14 protein-coding genes are annotated in these 18,125 nt (G+C 52.8%); 10 read left to right on the forward strand and 4 right to left on the reverse strand.

Going from position 1 to position 18,125, the window contains the following annotated elements:
• The first annotated feature begins 50 nt into the window (after window positions 1-50).
• Window positions 51-1,292 carry a multifunctional CCA addition/repair protein gene (locus ABIB59_RS13460; RefSeq protein WP_039078110.1) on the forward strand — a complete coding sequence of 414 codons (1,242 nt, stop codon included), beginning with the start codon at window positions 51-53 and terminating at the stop codon, window positions 1,290-1,292.
• 11 nt (window positions 1,293-1,303) lie between these two features.
• On the opposite strand, the gene bacA is transcribed toward ABIB59_RS13460, so the two are convergent.
• Both bacA and folB read right to left on the reverse strand, forming a co-directional pair.
• The gene (gene bacA / locus ABIB59_RS13465) at window positions 1,304-2,122 is read right to left on the reverse strand and encodes an undecaprenyl-diphosphate phosphatase (RefSeq protein ID WP_039078111.1); all 819 of its coding nucleotides are present in this window, start codon (window positions 2,120-2,122) and stop codon (window positions 1,304-1,306) included.
• Window positions 2,123-2,228: 106 nt separating this feature from the next.
• Window positions 2,229-2,597: a bifunctional dihydroneopterin aldolase/7,8-dihydroneopterin epimerase gene (folB, locus tag ABIB59_RS13470; RefSeq protein WP_107223702.1), complete on the reverse strand. Its 369-nt coding sequence runs from the start codon at window positions 2,595-2,597 to the stop codon at window positions 2,229-2,231.
• Between the two features lie 107 nt (window positions 2,598-2,704).
• Here folB and plsY point away from each other — a divergent pair, with 107 nt between their 5' ends.
• Both plsY and ABIB59_RS13480 read left to right on the forward strand, forming a co-directional pair.
• A complete protein-coding gene (gene plsY / locus ABIB59_RS13475) occupies window positions 2,705-3,307 on the forward strand; it encodes a glycerol-3-phosphate 1-O-acyltransferase PlsY (RefSeq protein ID WP_039078113.1) in 603 nt (200 codons plus the stop codon).
• A 210-nt stretch (window positions 3,308-3,517) separates the two neighbouring features.
• Window positions 3,518-5,314 (forward strand): thiamine pyrophosphate-requiring protein, encoded by a 1,797-nt coding sequence (locus ABIB59_RS13480; RefSeq protein WP_039078114.1) that lies wholly within the window; start codon window positions 3,518-3,520, stop codon window positions 5,312-5,314.
• A 47-nt stretch (window positions 5,315-5,361) separates the two neighbouring features.
• Here the strand turns inward: ABIB59_RS13480 and ABIB59_RS13485 are convergent, their stop codons facing one another.
• Entirely contained in the window at window positions 5,362-6,588 is a 1,227-nt protein-coding gene (locus ABIB59_RS13485) for a zinc-dependent alcohol dehydrogenase (protein WP_354035752.1), read from the reverse strand.
• Window positions 6,589-6,788: 200 nt separating this feature from the next.
• Window positions 6,789-7,802 (reverse strand): tRNA (adenosine(37)-N6)-threonylcarbamoyltransferase complex transferase subunit TsaD, encoded by a 1,014-nt coding sequence (gene tsaD, locus ABIB59_RS13490; RefSeq protein WP_039078116.1) that lies wholly within the window; start codon window positions 7,800-7,802, stop codon window positions 6,789-6,791.
• Between the two features lie 237 nt (window positions 7,803-8,039).
• Here tsaD and rpsU point away from each other — a divergent pair, with 237 nt between their 5' ends.
• The 7 genes from rpsU to ABIB59_RS13525 all read left to right on the forward strand — a co-directional run bounded on the left by rpsU (window position 8,040) and on the right by ABIB59_RS13525 (window position 18,101).
• Entirely contained in the window at window positions 8,040-8,255 is a 216-nt protein-coding gene (rpsU, locus tag ABIB59_RS13495; protein WP_001144069.1) for a 30S ribosomal protein S21, read from the forward strand.
• A gap of 239 nt (window positions 8,256-8,494) precedes the next feature.
• A complete protein-coding gene (gene dnaG / locus ABIB59_RS13500; RefSeq protein ID WP_079497196.1) occupies window positions 8,495-10,240 on the forward strand; it encodes a DNA primase in 1,746 nt (581 codons plus the stop codon).
• A gap of 158 nt (window positions 10,241-10,398) precedes the next feature.
• A complete protein-coding gene (gene rpoD / locus ABIB59_RS13505) occupies window positions 10,399-12,246 on the forward strand; it encodes an RNA polymerase sigma factor RpoD (protein ID WP_039078118.1) in 1,848 nt (615 codons plus the stop codon).
• Between the two features lie 572 nt (window positions 12,247-12,818).
• Window positions 12,819-13,022 (forward strand): hypothetical protein, encoded by a 204-nt coding sequence (locus tag ABIB59_RS13510; protein WP_079497092.1) that lies wholly within the window; start codon window positions 12,819-12,821, stop codon window positions 13,020-13,022.
• A gap of 78 nt (window positions 13,023-13,100) precedes the next feature.
• On the forward strand, window positions 13,101-14,252 hold the full coding sequence (locus ABIB59_RS13515; protein WP_071194530.1) for a capsule biosynthesis protein: 1,152 nt from the start codon (window positions 13,101-13,103) through the stop codon (window positions 14,250-14,252).
• 34 nt (window positions 14,253-14,286) lie between these two features.
• Entirely contained in the window at window positions 14,287-15,963 is a 1,677-nt protein-coding gene (locus ABIB59_RS13520; RefSeq protein WP_107223698.1) for a polysaccharide biosynthesis/export family protein, read from the forward strand.
• A gap of 95 nt (window positions 15,964-16,058) precedes the next feature.
• Complete coding sequence (locus tag ABIB59_RS13525; RefSeq protein ID WP_354035779.1) at window positions 16,059-18,101, forward strand: capsule polysaccharide biogenesis protein; 2,043 nt, start codon at window positions 16,059-16,061, stop codon at window positions 18,099-18,101.
• The last annotated feature ends 24 nt before the right edge of the window (window positions 18,102-18,125 follow it).

Below are 18,125 nucleotides of genomic sequence, written 5' to 3' on the forward strand. Positions count from 1 at the left end.
TCTGATAAGGCAGGTTAATGAAAAGTCACAGATGTGAGGAGTCAGGCGGCGTGAAGAGTTATCTGGTCGGTGGCGCAGTTCGCGATGCGTTACTGGGCCTGTCGGTCAAAGACAAAGATTGGGTGGTGGTTGGCGCCACGCCAGCAGAGATGCTCGACGCGGGCTACCAGCAGGTAGGCCGCGATTTTCCCGTGTTTCTCCATCCACAAAGTCACGAAGAGTACGCTCTTGCCCGTACTGAACGAAAATCAGGCTTCGGTTATACCGGTTTTTCCTGCTATGCCGCGCCGGATGTAACGCTTGAGCAAGATCTGTTACGCCGCGACTTAACCGTCAATGCACTTGCGCAGGATGATAACGGCAACATAATCGATCCCTATGGCGGTCAGAACGATTTGCACCGCCGCCTGCTGCGCCATGTTTCCCCCGCGTTTGCCGAAGATCCCTTGCGTGTTCTGCGTGTGGCGCGTTTTGCCGCCCGCTATGCGCATTTAAGTTTTCGCATTGCCGACGAAACCATGGCGCTCATGCGCGATATGACCACCGCAGGTGAGTTGGCGCATCTGACTCCTGAACGCGTCTGGAAAGAGACGGAGAACGCCCTCAAGACCCGTAATCCACAGGTCTTTTTCCAGGTGTTGCGTGACTGCGGGGCGCTAAAAGTGCTGTTCCCGGAAGTGGACGCGCTGTTTGGCGTACCCGCGCCGGCAAAATGGCATCCTGAAATCGATACCGGTCTTCATACCCTGATGACCGTGAGCATGGCTGCGATGCTCAGCCCTGAGGTCGATGTGCGTTTTGCCACTCTCTGCCACGACCTGGGAAAAGGGTTAACCCCACCGGAACTTTGGCCACGCCATCACGGGCATGGCCCGGCGGGCGTCAAACTTGTCGAGGGCGTCTGCCAGCGATTGCGCGTACCGAACGATATCCGCGATCTGGCCAAACTGGTGGCGGAATTCCACGATCTGATCCATACCTTCCCGATCCTGCAGCCAAAGACCATCGTTAAATTGTTCGATTCGATTGACGCCTGGCGCAAGCCGCAGCGGGTTGAGCAAATCGCCCTGACCAGCGAGGCCGACGTGCGCGGACGTGCGGGGTTTGAGGCGTGCGACTACCCGCAGGGACGTTTGCTGCGTGAGGCCTGGGATGTCGCAAAAGCGGTCTCCAGCAAAGCGGTTGTTGAGGCAGGTTTCAAAGGCATTGAAGTGCGTGAAGAGTTAACGCGCCGTCGCATTCAGGCCGTGGCCGACTGGAAAGAACAACGTTGCCCTCAGCCAAAAGACTGAGGGCATATTATTTAGATAAAGATGAAGTAGACCGCGGCAGCGACAATAAAGCGATAGATCGCAAACGGGATAAACGAGATACGTTTGATCAACTCCAGGAAGGTTTTGATCGCAATGAGAGCGACGATAAACGCCGTCACGAAGCCGACGGCAAACATCGGAATGTCACCCACGGTCAAGAACTTAAGACTCTTATACAAATCCAGTACGGTGGCGCCCATCATCATTGGCACCGCCAACAGGAACGAGAACTCCGAAGCCGCATAACGGCTCACGCCCATGAGCATACCACCTGAAATTGTTGCTCCAGAACGGGAGAACCCCGGCCATAGCGCCAGACACTGGAAGCAGCCAATCATAAATGCCTGACGCAAGGTGATATCGTCCACCCCTTCGGCGCGCGGCACTTTTGGTTTGAGGCATTCCGCCGCAATCAGCAGTACCCCACCCACCACCAGCGCATACATCACGTTAATGGGGTTAAAGAGAGATTTAATGGCATCGTGGAAAACAAGGCCGAGAACAACGGCGGGAACCATGCCCAGCAGGATATGAATGAGCGTCAGGCGACCTGTGCCTGTGCCTTCATGGGGGGTACGACCAAAGTGAATACCAATCAATCCAAACAGGCGACGCCAGAACATCACCACCACAGCCAAAATCGACCCTAACTGAATCACAACTTCAAACGTTTTTGCGGTATCTCCCTCAAAACCCAGTAAATGCCCCACAAGAATCATGTGGCCCGTACTGGAAACCGGTAAAAACTCCGTCAATCCTTCGACAACACCCAAAATTGCTGCCACCAGCAGCGAGTGCATATCGCTCATCAAATAAACCCCTAAACAGACATAAAAAACGGCTTACCACAAGGGAAGCCGCGTATGGCCATGACGTATGACCAGAAGACTAGCGCTTGGTTTAATAATTATGAATTTAAATAATTTTTTTCAGATTATTGCCACGCTCAATGATGACGCCAACGTTGGCGGCCCGGGCGACAGCCCCTGGCTTGCTCAATTTGATGCGCACCCATGGAGAGTTAAAACGGCTCAGCAGTAAATCAGCGACCTCTTCGGCGACCCGTTCCACCAGCGCAAAACGGTTTCCTTCGACATGCGCAATCACGGTTTCTGCTATGTCTGCATAGCTCAGACAATCATTAACATCGTCGCTCTTTGCCGCCTGGCGGTTATCCCATGCCATTTCGATATCGAACACCAGCTTTTGCTCAATCGTCTGCTCCCAGTCATACACACCGATAGTGGTGATTACCGAAAGTTGCTCTATAAATACAATGTCCATCACGCCCCACCTGCTTTTTGGCTAACCTGGATACCACTTTCCATAATTTATGCGTATTATCCACTGATGCAGATAATAAAACGACATTTTCACAATGGAACAGCGTTATGAGTGCAATCGCGCCTGGAATGATCATCCTCGCGTATCTTTGCGGCTCAATATCCAGCGCCATTCTGGTCTGCCGCATCGCAGGTCTGCCTGACCCACGTGAGAGTGGCTCTGGCAACCCAGGGGCGACCAACGTATTACGAATTGGCGGCAAAGGAGCAGCCGTAACGGTACTGATTTTTGACGTGCTAAAAGGCATGCTGCCGGTATGGGGAGCCTATGCGCTTGGCATCACCCCCTTCTGGCTTGGCCTTATTGCTATCGCCGCCTGCCTTGGGCATATCTGGCCTGTTTTTTTCCATTTTCAGGGCGGAAAGGGCGTTGCTACTGCCTTTGGTGCGATTGCGCCCATTGGCTGGGACTTAACGGGCGTGATGGCGGGAACCTGGCTGCTGACCGTCCTGCTTAGCGGTTACTCTTCGTTAGGTGCGATTGTCAGCGCGCTGATTGCGCCCTTCTATGTCTGGTGGTTTAAACCCCAGTTTACCTTTCCGGTTGCCATGCTCTCCTGCCTGATCCTGATACGTCACCATGACAACATTCAGCGGTTATGGCGTCGTCAGGAGACAAAAATCTGGCACAAACTGAAGAAAAAAAAGTAGACGGATCCCCTCCCGGATAAAAAGTATCATATCCGGGAAAATGCCCTGTTCATCCCTTTCATTGCCTGAATGGACTGAATTCTGCCGTTACGCCTGTATCGCGTCAGGCGTAACGGCGCGCTAAGCCACGTCCCGCGCCCCTCCCCCATATCCTGATGATGTCGTCTATCCTTAACGCTCGATTAACTTTTTGAGCCAGGGGGCAACACAGTGACAAAAATGACCAGTGATTTTTTCATTGAGAGCCTGAAAGCCTGGGGTGTCAGCCGAATTTATGGCTACCCCGGTGATGGCATCAACGGTGTGCTCGGTGCGCTGCAACGCGCGAATAAAGCGGGCAATGGCATTGAGTTTATCCAGGTACGCCATGAAGAAATGGCGGCGTTTATGGCAGCAGGACATGCCAAATTCACCGGCGAGTTGGGCGTGTGTCTCTCAACCGGAGGCCCAGGCGCCACCCATCTGCTGACCGGCCTGTATGACGCGAAAATGGACCATGCTCCGGTGCTGGCCATCGCCGGTCAGGCAGAGGCCACCGCACGCGGCGCCAGCTATCAGCAAGAATTAAACCTCGATCGTGTTTTCGCCGACGTGGCGAACTTTGTACAAGAAGCCGCCTCCCCCAGCCAGGTACGCCACCTTGTCGATCGCGGCGTACGTATCGCAGTGGCGCAAAACGGTGTAACGGTCCTGATATTGCCGAAGGATATTCAGGACGAACCCTGGCAGGCGCCGCCGCATACCCATGGTTTCACCCACTCAGGAGCGGGCTATCAACGTCCGAAAATCGTGCCTTATGAGGCCGATCTGCAACGTGCCGCGGATATTCTTAATAGCGGAAAGAAAGTGGCGATACTGGTTGGGGCGGGTGCCCGTAGCGCAGCACTGGAAGTGGTGCAACTGGCCAATCTGCTTGGTGCTGGCGTGGCAAAAGCGCTGCTCGGCAAAGATGTACTACCGGATGACGCGCCTTTTATCACCGGCGCGATCGGTTTGCTGGGTACGAAACCGTCTTACGACATGATGATGAATTGCGACACGCTGCTGATGATTGGTACCGGTTTTCCATGGACAGAATTCCTGCCGAAAGAGGGGCAGGCCCGAGCGGTGCAGGTCGATATCGATCCGGCAATGCTGGGGCTACGCTACCCGGTCGAAGTTAATCTTCATGGCGATGCAGCGGAAACCCTTCGCGCACTGCTGCCGCTGCTGACGCATAAAACTGACCGTAGCTGGCAAGAGGAAATTGCCAGAGGGGTGAAATCATGGTGGGAGACCCTTGAGGAACGAGCGATGGCCGACGCCAAACCGGTTAACCCGCAACGCGTCGTCTGGGAAATGTCACCGCTGCTGCCGGACGATGCCATCGTCACGTCCGATTCCGGCTCGTGTGCCAACTGGTTTGCACGCGATTATAAAGTGAAGCAGGGCCAACGCGCCTCACTGTCTGGCGGCCTTGCCTGTATGGGTGCCGCTGTACCTTACGCCATCGCCGCAAAATTTGCCTACCCGCAGAAAGTGGTGGTCGCGCTGGTCGGGGATGGTGCCATGCAAATGAACAACATGGCAGAACTGATCACCATTCAGAAATACTGGCAAAGCTGGAGCGATCCGCGCCTGATCATTTGTGTCTTCAATAATCAGGATCTTAACCAGGTGACCTGGGAGCAGCGCGTAATGGAGGGCAATCCGCGATTTGAGGCAACCCAGGACATTCCCGATGTGGGTTATGCCCGCTTCGCCCAGTCGCTGGGCCTCAAAGGGATTTTCGTGAATGATCCACAACAGTTACCGATTGCCTGGCAGCAAGCCTTGTCAGCAGAGCGCCCCGTTGTACTGGAAGTGAAAACCGATCCGGAAGTGGCGCCGCTACCGCCGCATATCACCCTGAAACAGGCAAAAGCCTTTATGGCCTCAATGGCCAAAGGGGATCGCTCTGCCGGGAAGATTTTCGCCGACACGGCAAACCAGTTGATGAGTGAAATATTGCCGGGCAAAAAATCGTAGCGACAAAAAACAGGCCGGGCGTGTCAGAAGCCCGGCCTGCCGGGGAGTTAGTGCGAAGGCAGCAATTCCGTTTTAATCCACCCGGTCTCACGCTTATCAAAATGTTGATAAGCGGATACCACATCTGACAATGGCTCCACCTGAGTCAGCACCTGGGTGGGGTCGATAGCCCCCACGCGCACCAGTTCCAGCAGGTGCGGAATAATCGCGTGGTGATTACAGTTACCCATTTTCATGGTCAGATTCTTATTCATCGCCATCCCAATGGGAAAGGTCTGCGCGGCGGGAGGATAAACGCCGATAATGCTCAGTGTCCCCGCTTTTTTCAGCCCCTGAATCGCCCATTCCAGCGCCTGGCTCGGCGCATCGCCCGGAACCCAGTTTCCGTCCTGGACATGCTGATGCTCCGCATTGTCCGGCGCCACCTGTTGCACTTCCTGACGGTATTGCTCTGCTTTCTGTTCGGCTTGCTGAGCCGCCGGGCCATGGTGAGCGTGCTCGCTATCAACACCAACGGCGTCAATAGCAATATCAACACCCAGCCCACCGGTGAGTAATGCAATGGCTTCCAGCGGATCTTCTTTATCGAAATTGACGGTAAAGGCCCCCTGTCGGCGCGCCATCGCCAGTCTGTCATCATGTGAATCGACGGCAATGACGCGTCCGGCGCCCATCAACAGTGCGCTGGCAATCGTAAACTGACCAACAGGCCCGCAGCCAAACACCGCCACCGTGTCGCCGCGCGTAATGTCTGCTATCTCCGCGCCAAACCAGCCCGTCGGAAAGATATCGCTGACAAGAATCGCCTGTTCATCACTGACCTCCTGCGGGACTTTTACCAGCGTATTAGAGGCAAAGGGAATACGCGCCTTTTCTGCCTGTAAGCCGTTGACAGGACCGGTCGCTTGCGGGCCGCCAAAGAAACAGGTACCGGCCTGTGGGCCGTTCGGATTGGCATTATCACACTGCGCGGTGTTACCGCTGCGACAGGGAGGGCAGTAGCTACAAGAGAGCGTCGAGCAAACCACCACCCGATCGCCGACATCAAAATTACGCACCTGGTCGCCCAGTTGCTCAATAATGCCGACGCCTTCATGGCCGAGGATGGTGCCCGCTTTCATATCGCTAAAGGTGCCACGGATAAAGTGCAGATCGGTACCGCAAATGGCCGAGGCTGTAAGACGAATAACCGCATCAGTGGGTTGTTCAATCTGTGGTTCGGCGACGTCATCAAGACGAATATCGCCAGTAGCGTGCCAGACGAGAGCTTTCATAATGTCTCCTCTTTCGGTGATGTAGAAGAGGCGTCATAACTGAACATCCCTGCCGGCTATGGCAGCCGATTTTGACTCGCAAAGGGGAAAGTATAGTCAGTGATCTGTGGAGATGCGGACGATAGCGGCAAGGAAATGGGAAGATAAAAAGAGGGAAACCAAACGATAACCCCGGTAAGCGTAGCCACCGGGGGAATAGATTACGCAGCGGGTAATTCCGCCAGCGGCCAGCGCGGGCGCACAGTTACGCCAAGTCCGGCAACGCCACCGGCTTTCAGACGCACCATTCCGGCATAGGCAATCATTGCGCCGTTATCGGTACAAAATTCCGGGCGAGCATAGAACACCTCACCACGGCGTTTTTTCATCATCTCAGCCAGTTTTGCGCGAAGCGTACGGTTTGCGCTAACGCCACCCGCCATAACCAGACGGGTAAAACCTGTTTGGTCCAGCGCACGTTTACATTTGATCATCAGCGTATCGACCACCGCGTCTTCAAATGCACGGGCGATATCGGCACGCGTTTGCTCATCCGGTTCATTTTCACGAATGGTATTCGCCGCGAAGGTTTTCAGGCCAGAGAAACTGAAATCAAGACCGGGCCTGTCCGTCATAGGACGCGGGAAGACAAAGCGCCCTTCCGTCCCCTGCGACGCCAGTTTCGATAACATGGGCCCACCAGGGTAATCAAGACCGAGCAATTTGGCCGTTTTGTCAAACGCCTCACCGGCGGCATCATCAATGGATTCGCCAAGCAACTGGTACTCGCCAATCCCCGTCACGCTAATCAGTTGCGTGTGTCCGCCGGAGACCAGCAGCGCCACAAACGGGTATTGTGGTGGATTATCTTCCAGCATGGGCGCCAGCAGGTGGCCTTCCATATGGTGAACCGGAATGGCCGGAACATCCCATGCAAATGCCAGCGCCCGGCCGACCGTTGCGCCGACCAGCAACGCGCCGACAAGACCCGGACCTGCGGTATAGGCAACCGCATCGATATCTTTTGCCGCCAGCCCTGCCTCTTTGAGCGCCGCCTGAATCAACGGTACGGTTTTACGTACATGATCGCGGGAGGCCAGTTCAGGCACAACGCCGCCGTAGTCGGCATGCAGTTTTACCTGACTATACAATTGGTTGGCTAAAAGGCCGTTCTTGTCGTCATAAATAGCGATGCCGGTTTCATCGCAGGATGTTTCAATTCCCAGTACACGCATGGCTGTTTTTTACCTCGCTTCAATGCCGCGCAGTGTAGGATCAATGCCCCTTGTTGTAAACTTTACTCACCCCCTTGAAGGACTTCGTGTATACTCCCCACCCTTACAAAAGTCCCTTTCAAAAAAGGCAGCGGTGCTTTACAAAGCAGCAACTGTTGAAGTAAAATTCCGCACCATTTTGAAATAAGCTGGCGTTGACGCCAGCGGCAAACCGAATTTATCAAAGGTGAGAGGCACATGCCGGTAATTAAAGTACGTGAAAACGAGCCGTTCGACGTAGCACTGCGTCGCTTCAAGCGTTCCTGCGAAAAAGCAGGTGTTCTGGCGGAAGTTCGTCGTCGTGAGTTCTATGAAAAACCGACTACCGAACGTAAGCGCGCTAAAGCTTCTGCTGTGAAACGTCACGCGAAGAAACTGGCTCGCGAAAACGCACGCCGCACTCGTCTGTACTAAGTCTTCTGAGAGTTTAGCTCTCAGTTTCAGACCGAGTTGTAGTTGTAAGGCCGTGCTTCCGAAAGGAATGCGCGGCTTATTTTCGTTTATGCATTAGCAAGTACACAAAATCATTCAGGATGCATCAAGGCGGCAAGAGCGTGAATTCCCTGAGCTTACTGTAGTCAGTCAGTGACAGGAGTGAACGATCGTAGCCAACGCAGAGGCAGTTCGACTGACAAAGTGTAATTATGGGGCATATGGCTGGACGAATTCCACGCGTTTTCATCAATGACCTGCTGGCTCGCACCGACATCATCGATCTGATCGATGCGCGTGTGAAACTGAAAAAGCAGGGCAAGAACTGGCACGCATGCTGTCCATTCCATAACGAAAAAAGTCCTTCCTTCACCGTAAACGGTGAAAAACAGTTTTATCACTGCTTCGGCTGTGGGGCGCACGGCAACGCGATCGACTTTCTCATGAACTACGACAAGCTCGAGTTTGTGGAAACCGTCGAAGAGCTGGCCGCCATGCATAACCTGGAAGTGCCCTATGAAGCAGGCAACGGGCCAAGTCAGATAGAGCGCCACCAGCGGCAAAGTCTCTATCAGTTGATGGATGGCCTGAATGCGTTTTATCAGCAATCCCTGATGCAACCTGCCGCTGAACCGGCGCGCCAGTATCTGGAAAGGCGCGGTTTAAGCAGCGATGTCATCGCCCGTTTTGCGATTGGTTACGCCCCTCCCGGCTGGGACAACGTTTTAAAGCGTTTTGGTGCAAATCAGGAAAATCGTCAATCTTTGATTGATGCGGGCATGCTAGTCACTAACGATCAGGGACGCAGTTACGATCGTTTTCGCGAACGGGTGATGTTTCCCATCCGCGACAAGCGTGGTCGGGTAATGGGATTTGGTGGCCGAGTGCTGGGTAACGATACCCCCAAATATCTCAACTCACCAGAGACCGATATTTTCCATAAAGGCCGCCAGTTATACGGGCTTTATGAAGCGCAGCAGGACAATGATGAACCGCAGCGGCTTTTAGTCGTGGAAGGTTACATGGATGTGGTTGCGCTGGCGCAATATGGCATTAACTACGCCGTTGCGTCACTCGGAACTTCGACCACAGCAGACCATATTCAACTGTTGTTTCGGGTAACGAAAAACGTCATTTGCTGTTATGACGGCGACCGTGCAGGCCGCGATGCCGCATGGCGTGCGCTGGAAACCGCATTGCCGTACATGAGCGACGGACGTCAGCTACGCTTTATGTTCCTGCCGGACGGTGAAGACCCGGATACGCTGGTACGTAAGGAAGGTAAAGCAGCATTTGAAGCGCGGATGGAGCAGGCGATGCCGCTCTCCACGTTTTTGTTTAACAGCTTACTGCCGCAGGCGGACTTAACCACGCCGGACGGGACAACGCAACTTGCCGCGCTGGCGCTGCCGTTGATTTCTCAGGTTCCGGGTGAAACGCTACGTATCCAGCTCAGGCAGTTACTGGGTAACAAAATTGGCATCTTTGACGACGCGCAGCTTGATCGTTTAATGCCAAAACAGGCGGAAAATGCCACGGCCCGCCCGGCGCCTCAGCTAAAACGCACAACCATGCGTATACTGATAGGATTGCTGGTCCAGAGCCCGGAACTCGCGCCGTTAGTGCCTCCGCTGGAGGGGCTGGATAAATCCAGAATGGCTGGACTTGGCTTATTTACAGAACTGGTCAACACTTGTTTGTCACAGCCTGGATTAACCACAGGGCAGCTTCTGGAACAGTATCGCGGAACAAAAGAAGCCGCAACCCTTGAAAAACTGGCGATGTGGGACGATATAGCAGATAAAGACATTGCAGAAAAAACGTTCAACGACGCGCTCAATCATATGTTTGATTCGATGCTTGTACAGCGGCAAGAAGAGTTGATAGCTCGTGACCGCACACATGGTTTAAGCAGCGAAGAACGCCGGGAGCTCTGGCAACTAAACCAGGAACTGGCGAAAAAGTAAATTCAACGGCTTAAGTGCCGATAATCGTTCGGGAAGCGCCCGACAGCCGCATTGAGAGGCAGCGGCAAAAATATAAGTAAGCCCTCGTTACACCAAGTTGGCGGTTTTATTTCGCTGACCGACACCAACCCTCTTGAATTAAGTGTGGATACCGTCTTATGGAGCAAAACCCGCAGTCACAGCTGAAACTTCTTGTCCAACGTGGTAAGGAGCAAGGCTATCTGACCTATGCCGAGGTCAATGACCATCTGCCGGAAGATATCGTCGACTCCGATCAGATCGAAGACATCATCCAAATGATCAACGACATGGGCATTCAGGTGATGGAAGAAGCACCGGATGCCGATGATCTACTGCTTGCCGAAACCGCCAACAACACTGATGAAGATGCAGAAGAAGCGGCTGCACAGGTTCTTTCCAGTGTTGAATCTGAAATCGGTCGTACAACCGATCCGGTGCGCATGTACATGCGCGAAATGGGTACCGTTGAACTGTTGACCCGCGAAGGCGAAATTGACATCGCTAAGCGTATCGAAGACGGGATCAACCAGGTTCAGTGCTCCGTTGCCGAGTACCCGGAAGCCATTACCTATCTGCTGGAACAATATGATCGTGTTGAAGCGGAGCAGGCTCGCCTGTCTGATTTGATCACTGGCTTCGTCGATCCGAACGCGGAAGAAGATCTGGCACCTACGGCGACTCACGTCGGTTCTGAGCTCTCTCAGGAAGAGCTGGACGACGATGAAGACGAAGATGAAGACGAAGATGGCGATGACAGCAGCGACGATGACAACAGCATCGATCCTGAGCTGGCGCGCGAAAAATTTGCCGAACTGCGTACACAGTACGAAAAAACCCGTGACACCATCAAAGCGAAAGGCCGTAGCCACGCTGATGCCGCAGCCGAAATCCTGCAGTTGTCCGAAGTCTTCAAACAGTTCCGTCTGGTACCAAAACAGTTCGATTACCTGGTAAACAGCATGCGCACCATGATGGATCGCGTGCGTACCCAGGAACGCATTATCATGAAGCTGTGCGTTGAACAGTGCAAAATGCCGAAGAAAAACTTCATTACGCTGTTTACTGGCAACGAAACCAACGAGACCTGGTTCAATGCAGCCCTGGCGATGAACAAGCCGTGGTCTGAAAAACTGCATGAAGTGTCTGAGGACGTTCAGCGCGGCCTGCAGAAACTGCAGCAGATTGAAGAAGAGACCGGCCTGACCATCGAGCAGGTGAAAGACATTAACCGTCGTATGTCCATCGGTGAAGCGAAAGCGCGCCGTGCGAAGAAAGAGATGGTTGAAGCGAACCTGCGTCTGGTTATCTCTATCGCCAAGAAATACACCAACCGTGGTCTGCAGTTCCTCGATCTGATTCAGGAAGGCAACATCGGCCTGATGAAAGCGGTAGATAAGTTTGAATACCGTCGCGGTTACAAGTTCTCCACCTATGCAACCTGGTGGATCCGTCAGGCAATCACCCGTTCTATCGCGGATCAGGCGCGCACCATCCGTATTCCGGTGCATATGATTGAGACTATCAACAAGCTCAACCGTATCTCCCGCCAGATGTTGCAAGAGATGGGCCGTGAGCCGACGCCGGAAGAGCTGGCCGAACGTATGCTGATGCCGGAAGATAAGATCCGCAAAGTGCTGAAGATTGCCAAAGAGCCGATCTCCATGGAAACGCCGATTGGCGACGATGAAGATTCGCATCTGGGTGATTTCATCGAGGACACCACCCTCGAGCTGCCGCTGGACTCTGCGACCACCGAGAGCCTGCGTGCCGCTACGCACGACGTTCTGGCTGGCCTGACCGCCCGTGAAGCAAAAGTGCTGCGTATGCGTTTCGGTATCGATATGAATACCGACCACACGCTGGAAGAAGTGGGTAAACAGTTCGACGTTACCCGCGAACGTATCCGTCAGATCGAAGCGAAGGCGCTGCGTAAACTGCGCCACCCAAGCCGCTCTGAGGTTCTGCGTAGCTTCCTCGACGATTAATTCGTCCGTATTTTCTGCCTTATCAGACGCCATCCTTCGGGGTGGCGTTTTTTTATCCGTATTAATGGAAAAATAAATCCAGATATCAATGCCAGACTATTTCACATTATTTTAAATATATTTCCAATATGAATACTTTGGAAAAACTGCTTGATAAAATAAATACAACCCTGCGAGTCAGCATTAATTTATTACGCTTTTAAAATTTATAAACAGGCAATAAAAAGAATTACAAACCACATTAAAAACAACAAAAAACCCAAAAATTACAAACAGTTAATCTTAAAAGAACAATAGTAAAAGCTATTATACTCAGCATTACTAAATTCGTTGCAGTTGTATATAAGGGCTGCTTGTGCTAAAAAACGGAAAAATAAAAGATAGTCCCCGAACTCGCAAGTTTCAAATGTACCTGGTAAACGTCACCACCATGGCGACTGGGTATTTTTTTGCATTTCAAGGAACAGGATGATAACTGAGTGGTATGTCCTAAATCGGTTGCTGTGACGGTGCGCCTGTTAACTATGGCCTGGACACCAACCGTCACGTAGAGATTACCAACAGGAAACAAAATGGATTTTAACGTGAACACGGAAACAGAAGAGCAAGCGCTGATTAACAGCGTACGCAGCACATTGACGGAGCAAGGTGATGCACTCCGCCATCTGGCAGAAGTCATCAATGCGGAAGAGAAGATGACTAAACACCGCATCTCCACCCTACTCATCACCGATAATTCACAGGATGTGATTGGTTCAGTCAGGATTTTCGACTGACACCTCACCTGTTTATACCGACATAAAAAGTCTTCCCCTCAGCAAATTTTTGCCGGGGAGAATAACGTTGAAAGTGACATGTCTACACATAAAGTAAAGTTGCTGGCGTCCTCGTTACGCGCACGTACGGCCAAATTTAATCTTGCCTGGATCCAGCAGCATCTTGCCTGGATTGTTATTGCCGCCCCGATGGCGCTGCTCGTCATCTATTTGGTGATTTTCAGCCAGCCGCGATATATGAGCGAATCAAAGGTCGCGGTAAAACGTCCCAGTGATATTGAAGGCGCCAGCCTGAATGTCGGCTTGCTGCTGGGTGCATCCAACCCCAGTTCCACCGAAGACGCGTTGTATCTCAAGGAGTACATCAACTCAGCAGATATGCTGAAAGTACTCGATAAACAGCTCGATTTTCACGATGCATGGAGCCATAGCGGGCTGGACTTCATTCATCATCTCTCTAAAGATACAACGGCAGAACAGTTCCTCAATTACTACCGCGACCGAATCTCTGTGGTCTTTGATGACAAAACCGGTCTTTTGACGATTCAGACCCAGGGTTTTACGCCGGAATTCTCACAGCAGTTCAATAAAGCAGTCCTGAAAGAGTCAGAGCGTTTTATTAACGAGCTCTCCCATAAAATCGCGCGAGAGCAGTTGAACTTCGCCCAGGAAGAACTACAGCAGGCCCGTATCCGCCTTGATAAAAGTAAAGCAGAATTACTGGCTTACCAGAATCAGAACAATATCCTCGATCCCGAAGCCTCCGCCACTGCTGCCACCTCTCTGGTGATGACCTTACAAGGTAAAAAAGTTGAGCTGGAAGCCGAGCTGCGTAATTTATTGAGTTACTTGCGTGAAGATGCGCCCCAGGTCATTAGCCTTCGTAATTCAATAAAAGCCCTGCAGGCACAGATCGACGCAGAGCAGAGCAAAATCACCGCGCCAGGCGATAAGAAACTCAACAGCATGGCGGCTGACTTTGACGAGATTAAAGCACGCGTCACCTTCGATACCGAAATCTACACGATGGCGATCAAAGCCATTGAAAAAACACGCCTGGAAGCGGCACGTAAACTCAAAGTGTTGTCGGTCATCAGTTCACCGCAACAACCGGAAGAGTCCAGTTTTCCCAATAGCGGCTACCTGCTGGCAAGCTGGTTGTTAGTCTGCTGCCTACTCTTCGGCACCATCAAATTGCTGCTGGCCGTGATTGAAGATCACAAAGACTAATTTTGGACGCACAGTGAATTTTACAGAGTTGAACATGAAATTATTAAAATCGGCACTGCTCCTTCTGGTCTGCCATGCGGCCTGGGCGGCAGGTCCGACAGGTATTACAGCCGATCCAAATCTGACAGGGGCGGCGCCGTTGCCGTCGATTATCTCCGGCAAGACAGAAGAAACTCAGAACGCAACCGGGTTTGACAACACACCGCCACCCGTGGCTGCCGCACTGCCCAGCCGCATGTTCGGCGCACAGTTGTTTACCTCTATCAGCGCAGCTTCAGGCGCAGGTCTGGGGTTCAACCCAGGCTATGTGATTGGTCTCGGTGATACCATCCAGATTCGACTGTGGGGCGCATTCCAGTATGACGGGGCGCTCACCGTTGACCCGAAAGGCAATATTTTCCTGCCTAATATTGGCCCGCTGAAAGTCTCGGGTATGACCAATGCGCAGTTGAACAATACCGTCACCAGTAAGATCAAAGAAGTTTATACGTCGAACGTTAACGTCTATGCCTCCCTGCTGCAGGCTCAGCCGGTGAAAGTTTTCGTGACCGGCTATGTGCGAAGCCCAGGCTTATATGGTGGCGTGGCATCTGACTCCCTGCTCTCTTATCTGAGCAAAGCTGGCGGCGTCGACAGTGAGCGCGGCAGCTACGTTAATATCATCGTCAAACGTGGCAAATCGGTTATCTCACGCGTGAACCTGTACGATTTTCTGCTGAACGGTAAGCTGGGCCTGTCGCAGTTTGTCGATGGCGATACCATCGTCGTTGGTCCACGTCAGCATACATTCAGCGTAGAAGGCGATGTGTTTAACAGTTACGACTTTGAATTCGCCAACAGTACGATTCCGGTCACAGAGGCACTCAGTTGGGCGCGTCCGAAACCCGGCGCCACCCACATGACCATTATCCGTCAGCAAGGTACCGTAAAACGTAGCGAATACTATCCTCTCGGCTCCGCAGCGGGCCGCTCTCTACAGGATGGCGACCGTCTTATCGTGAGTTCAGACCGCTATGCAGGCACCATTCAGGTACGTGTTGACGGTGCCCATTCCGGCGAACATGCGATAGTTCTGCCATACGGTTCGACCATGCGTCAGGTGCTATCGCAGATCCGCCCGAATAGCATGTCGCAGATGAAGGCCATCCAGTTGTACAGAACATCTGTTGCGGAGCGTCAGAAAGAGATGCTGAACCTGTCGTTGCAGAAACTGGAAGAGGCCTCTCTTTCAGCACAATCCTCAACGCAGGAAGAGGCCCGTTTGCGCATGCAGGAAGCACAACTGGTTAGCCGGTTCGTCAATAAAGCGCGTGCTGTCGTTCCGAAAGGGCAAGTCGTGCTTAGCGAAAGCAACATCGACTCGGTGCTGCTGGAAGATGGTGACGTCATAATGATTCCGGAAAAAACGTCGCTGGTTATGGTGCACGGGGAAGTGCTGTTCCCGAACGCCGTCTCCTGGCAGGACGGAATGGATGTGGACGATTACATCAAAAAATGCGGTGGGCTGACGCAGAAATCCGGCAATTCAAAAATCATTGTGATTCACCAGAACGGCGAGTCGGTTGATGCTGACGATGCAGGAAAACTGCAACCCGGTGACGAAATCATGGTTCTGCCGAAATACGAATCGAAAAACATTGAAGTTACGCGTGGTATTTCGACCATTCTTTATCAGCTTGCCGTTGCCGCCAGGGTTGTGCTGACAATCTAATCAGCTCTGTCGCAGATGCTTTTCCCGGCATGCCGGGGAAAGCGAAACAAGCAGCGGTAAAAACGTTTTCTTCTTTAATCAACGGATTGATATTGATGGAACGAACGAGAAACAGACTGGGTATTTATTCCGGGGGGATCTGGCGCATTCCGCATCTGGCCAGTTTTCTGCCTGGAGAACCAGTGCGGCTTTCGCCTTATAAAACCATTCCCGAGCAGGTGAATGCTATCGCCGTCTGGGGCCACCGCCCCAGCGCGCAAAAGCCTGTTGCCCTGGCACAATCCGTTGGTCTCCCGGTTATTCGCCTGGAAGATGGCTTTATTCGTTCTCTCGGGTTAGGCGTTCAGGGTTGCCCGCCTCTCTCCATCGTCGTTGATCATTTAGGCATCTATTACGACGCTTCGGTTCCGAGCTCGCTTGAATGCCTGGTAAAAGATAATGACGGCAATAAGCCGCTCGCGGCTGAAGCGCAGGCGATGATGCGCGCCATCGTTGACAATGATTTGTCGAAATACAACCAGGCGCCGCCGTTTGTCGCACCGGATATTATGCCAGAGGCCGTGCTGGTGATTGACCAGACGTTTGGCGATATGTCTGTCACCAAAGGCAACGCCGGCCCGGAAAGCTTCCAGCAGATGCTTGAGACAGCAAAGCAGGAAAATCCGAGCGCAGAGGTTTGGGTGAAGGTGCATCCAGATGTGCTATGCGGCAAAAAGGCGGGGTACTTTGCGAACCTGAAATCCGACGACCGTGTGCGCGTATTTGCCGAAGATATCAGCCCGCAATCGCTACTGCGGCACATGCAAAAGGTGTATGTGGTCACCTCGCAGTATGGTTTTGAAGCGTTGCTGGCAGGCAAACCCGTCGTCTGCTTTGGGCAGCCATGGTATGCGGGCTGGGGACTAACAGATGACCGTCACCCAAAGGCCCGTGAGCTTGCCGCACGCCGACAACCGACCACACTGAGCAATCTATTTACCGCCGCCTATTTGCGCTACTGCCGTTACCGACACCCGGTAAGCGGAAAACCTGCAACGCTGGCCTGCGTTGTCGACTGGCTGGTCTTACAGCGTAACCACAACCAGTCACGCCGTGGCACGCTATGGGCGCCGGGATTAAGCCTGTGGAAAACAGCAATACTGAGGCCGTTTCTGAAAACAGCGGAGAACCGGGTACGCTTTGCGAAGCAGTGTCGACAAGCCAGCGCGCTTATTGCCTGGGGTACAAGGGGAGAGAAAAAATGGCAGGCGCAGGCAGATGCACAGCGCATTCCACTGTGGCGGATGGAAGACGGGTTTATCCGCTCCTCCGGCCTGGGTTCCGATTTGCTCGCCCCCCTGTCTTTAGTGCTGGATAAAACCGGTATCTATTACGACGCATCCCGTCCAAGCGATCTGGAAAACCTGCTGAACGCCAGCAGCCTGAGCGAACATCAGCGGGAGCGTGCGCAAGCCCTTCTGCAACAACTTGTGCGCAACAAAGTCAGTAAATACAACCTTGGACAGGAGTGGCACTTACCGCCCGAGGCTACCGGTAAAAAAATTATTCTGGTACCCGGTCAGGTGGAGGATGACGCATCGATTCTGACAGGGGCGAGATCTGTTAACACCAACCGGGATTTATTGCGTACGGTACGCGAGCGCAATCCTGACGCGTTTGTTGTCTTTAAACCGCACCCGGATGTGCTGGTTGGCAACCGTAAAGGGCAAGTCGTGGCGGAAGATATCGCCCGTTGGGCCGACTGCCAGGCGCTGGATGCCGATATCATTCAGTGCATTCAACTCGCTGATGAGTTACACACCATGACCTCTCTTTCCGGCTTCGAAGCCTTAATGCACGGTAAGCGAGTATTTTGCTATGGCCTGCCTTTTTATGCCGGCTGGGGACTCACTCAGGATGAGCACAATATTCCCCGGCGCGCCCGACAGCTCAGTCTTACGGATTTAGTGTGGCAAACGCTTATCGCGTACCCAACTTATATCCATCCACAGCGACTGGAGCCAATGCAGGCAGAAGAGGCCGTAATATGGCTGAGCACCGCTCCACGCGGTGAAATGAAAATCACGAAAAAAAATATTGGTCGATTAGCCAGACAGTACCGCAAGTTATTGATGTTTTACAAAGTTCGTTTTGGTTAGTGTTAATTTGAGACTCATGGACGA

The organism is Citrobacter sp. UYEF32 (genome assembly GCF_040546205.1).
Taxonomy (GTDB): Bacteria; Pseudomonadota; Gammaproteobacteria; order Enterobacterales; family Enterobacteriaceae; genus Phytobacter; species Phytobacter diazotrophicus.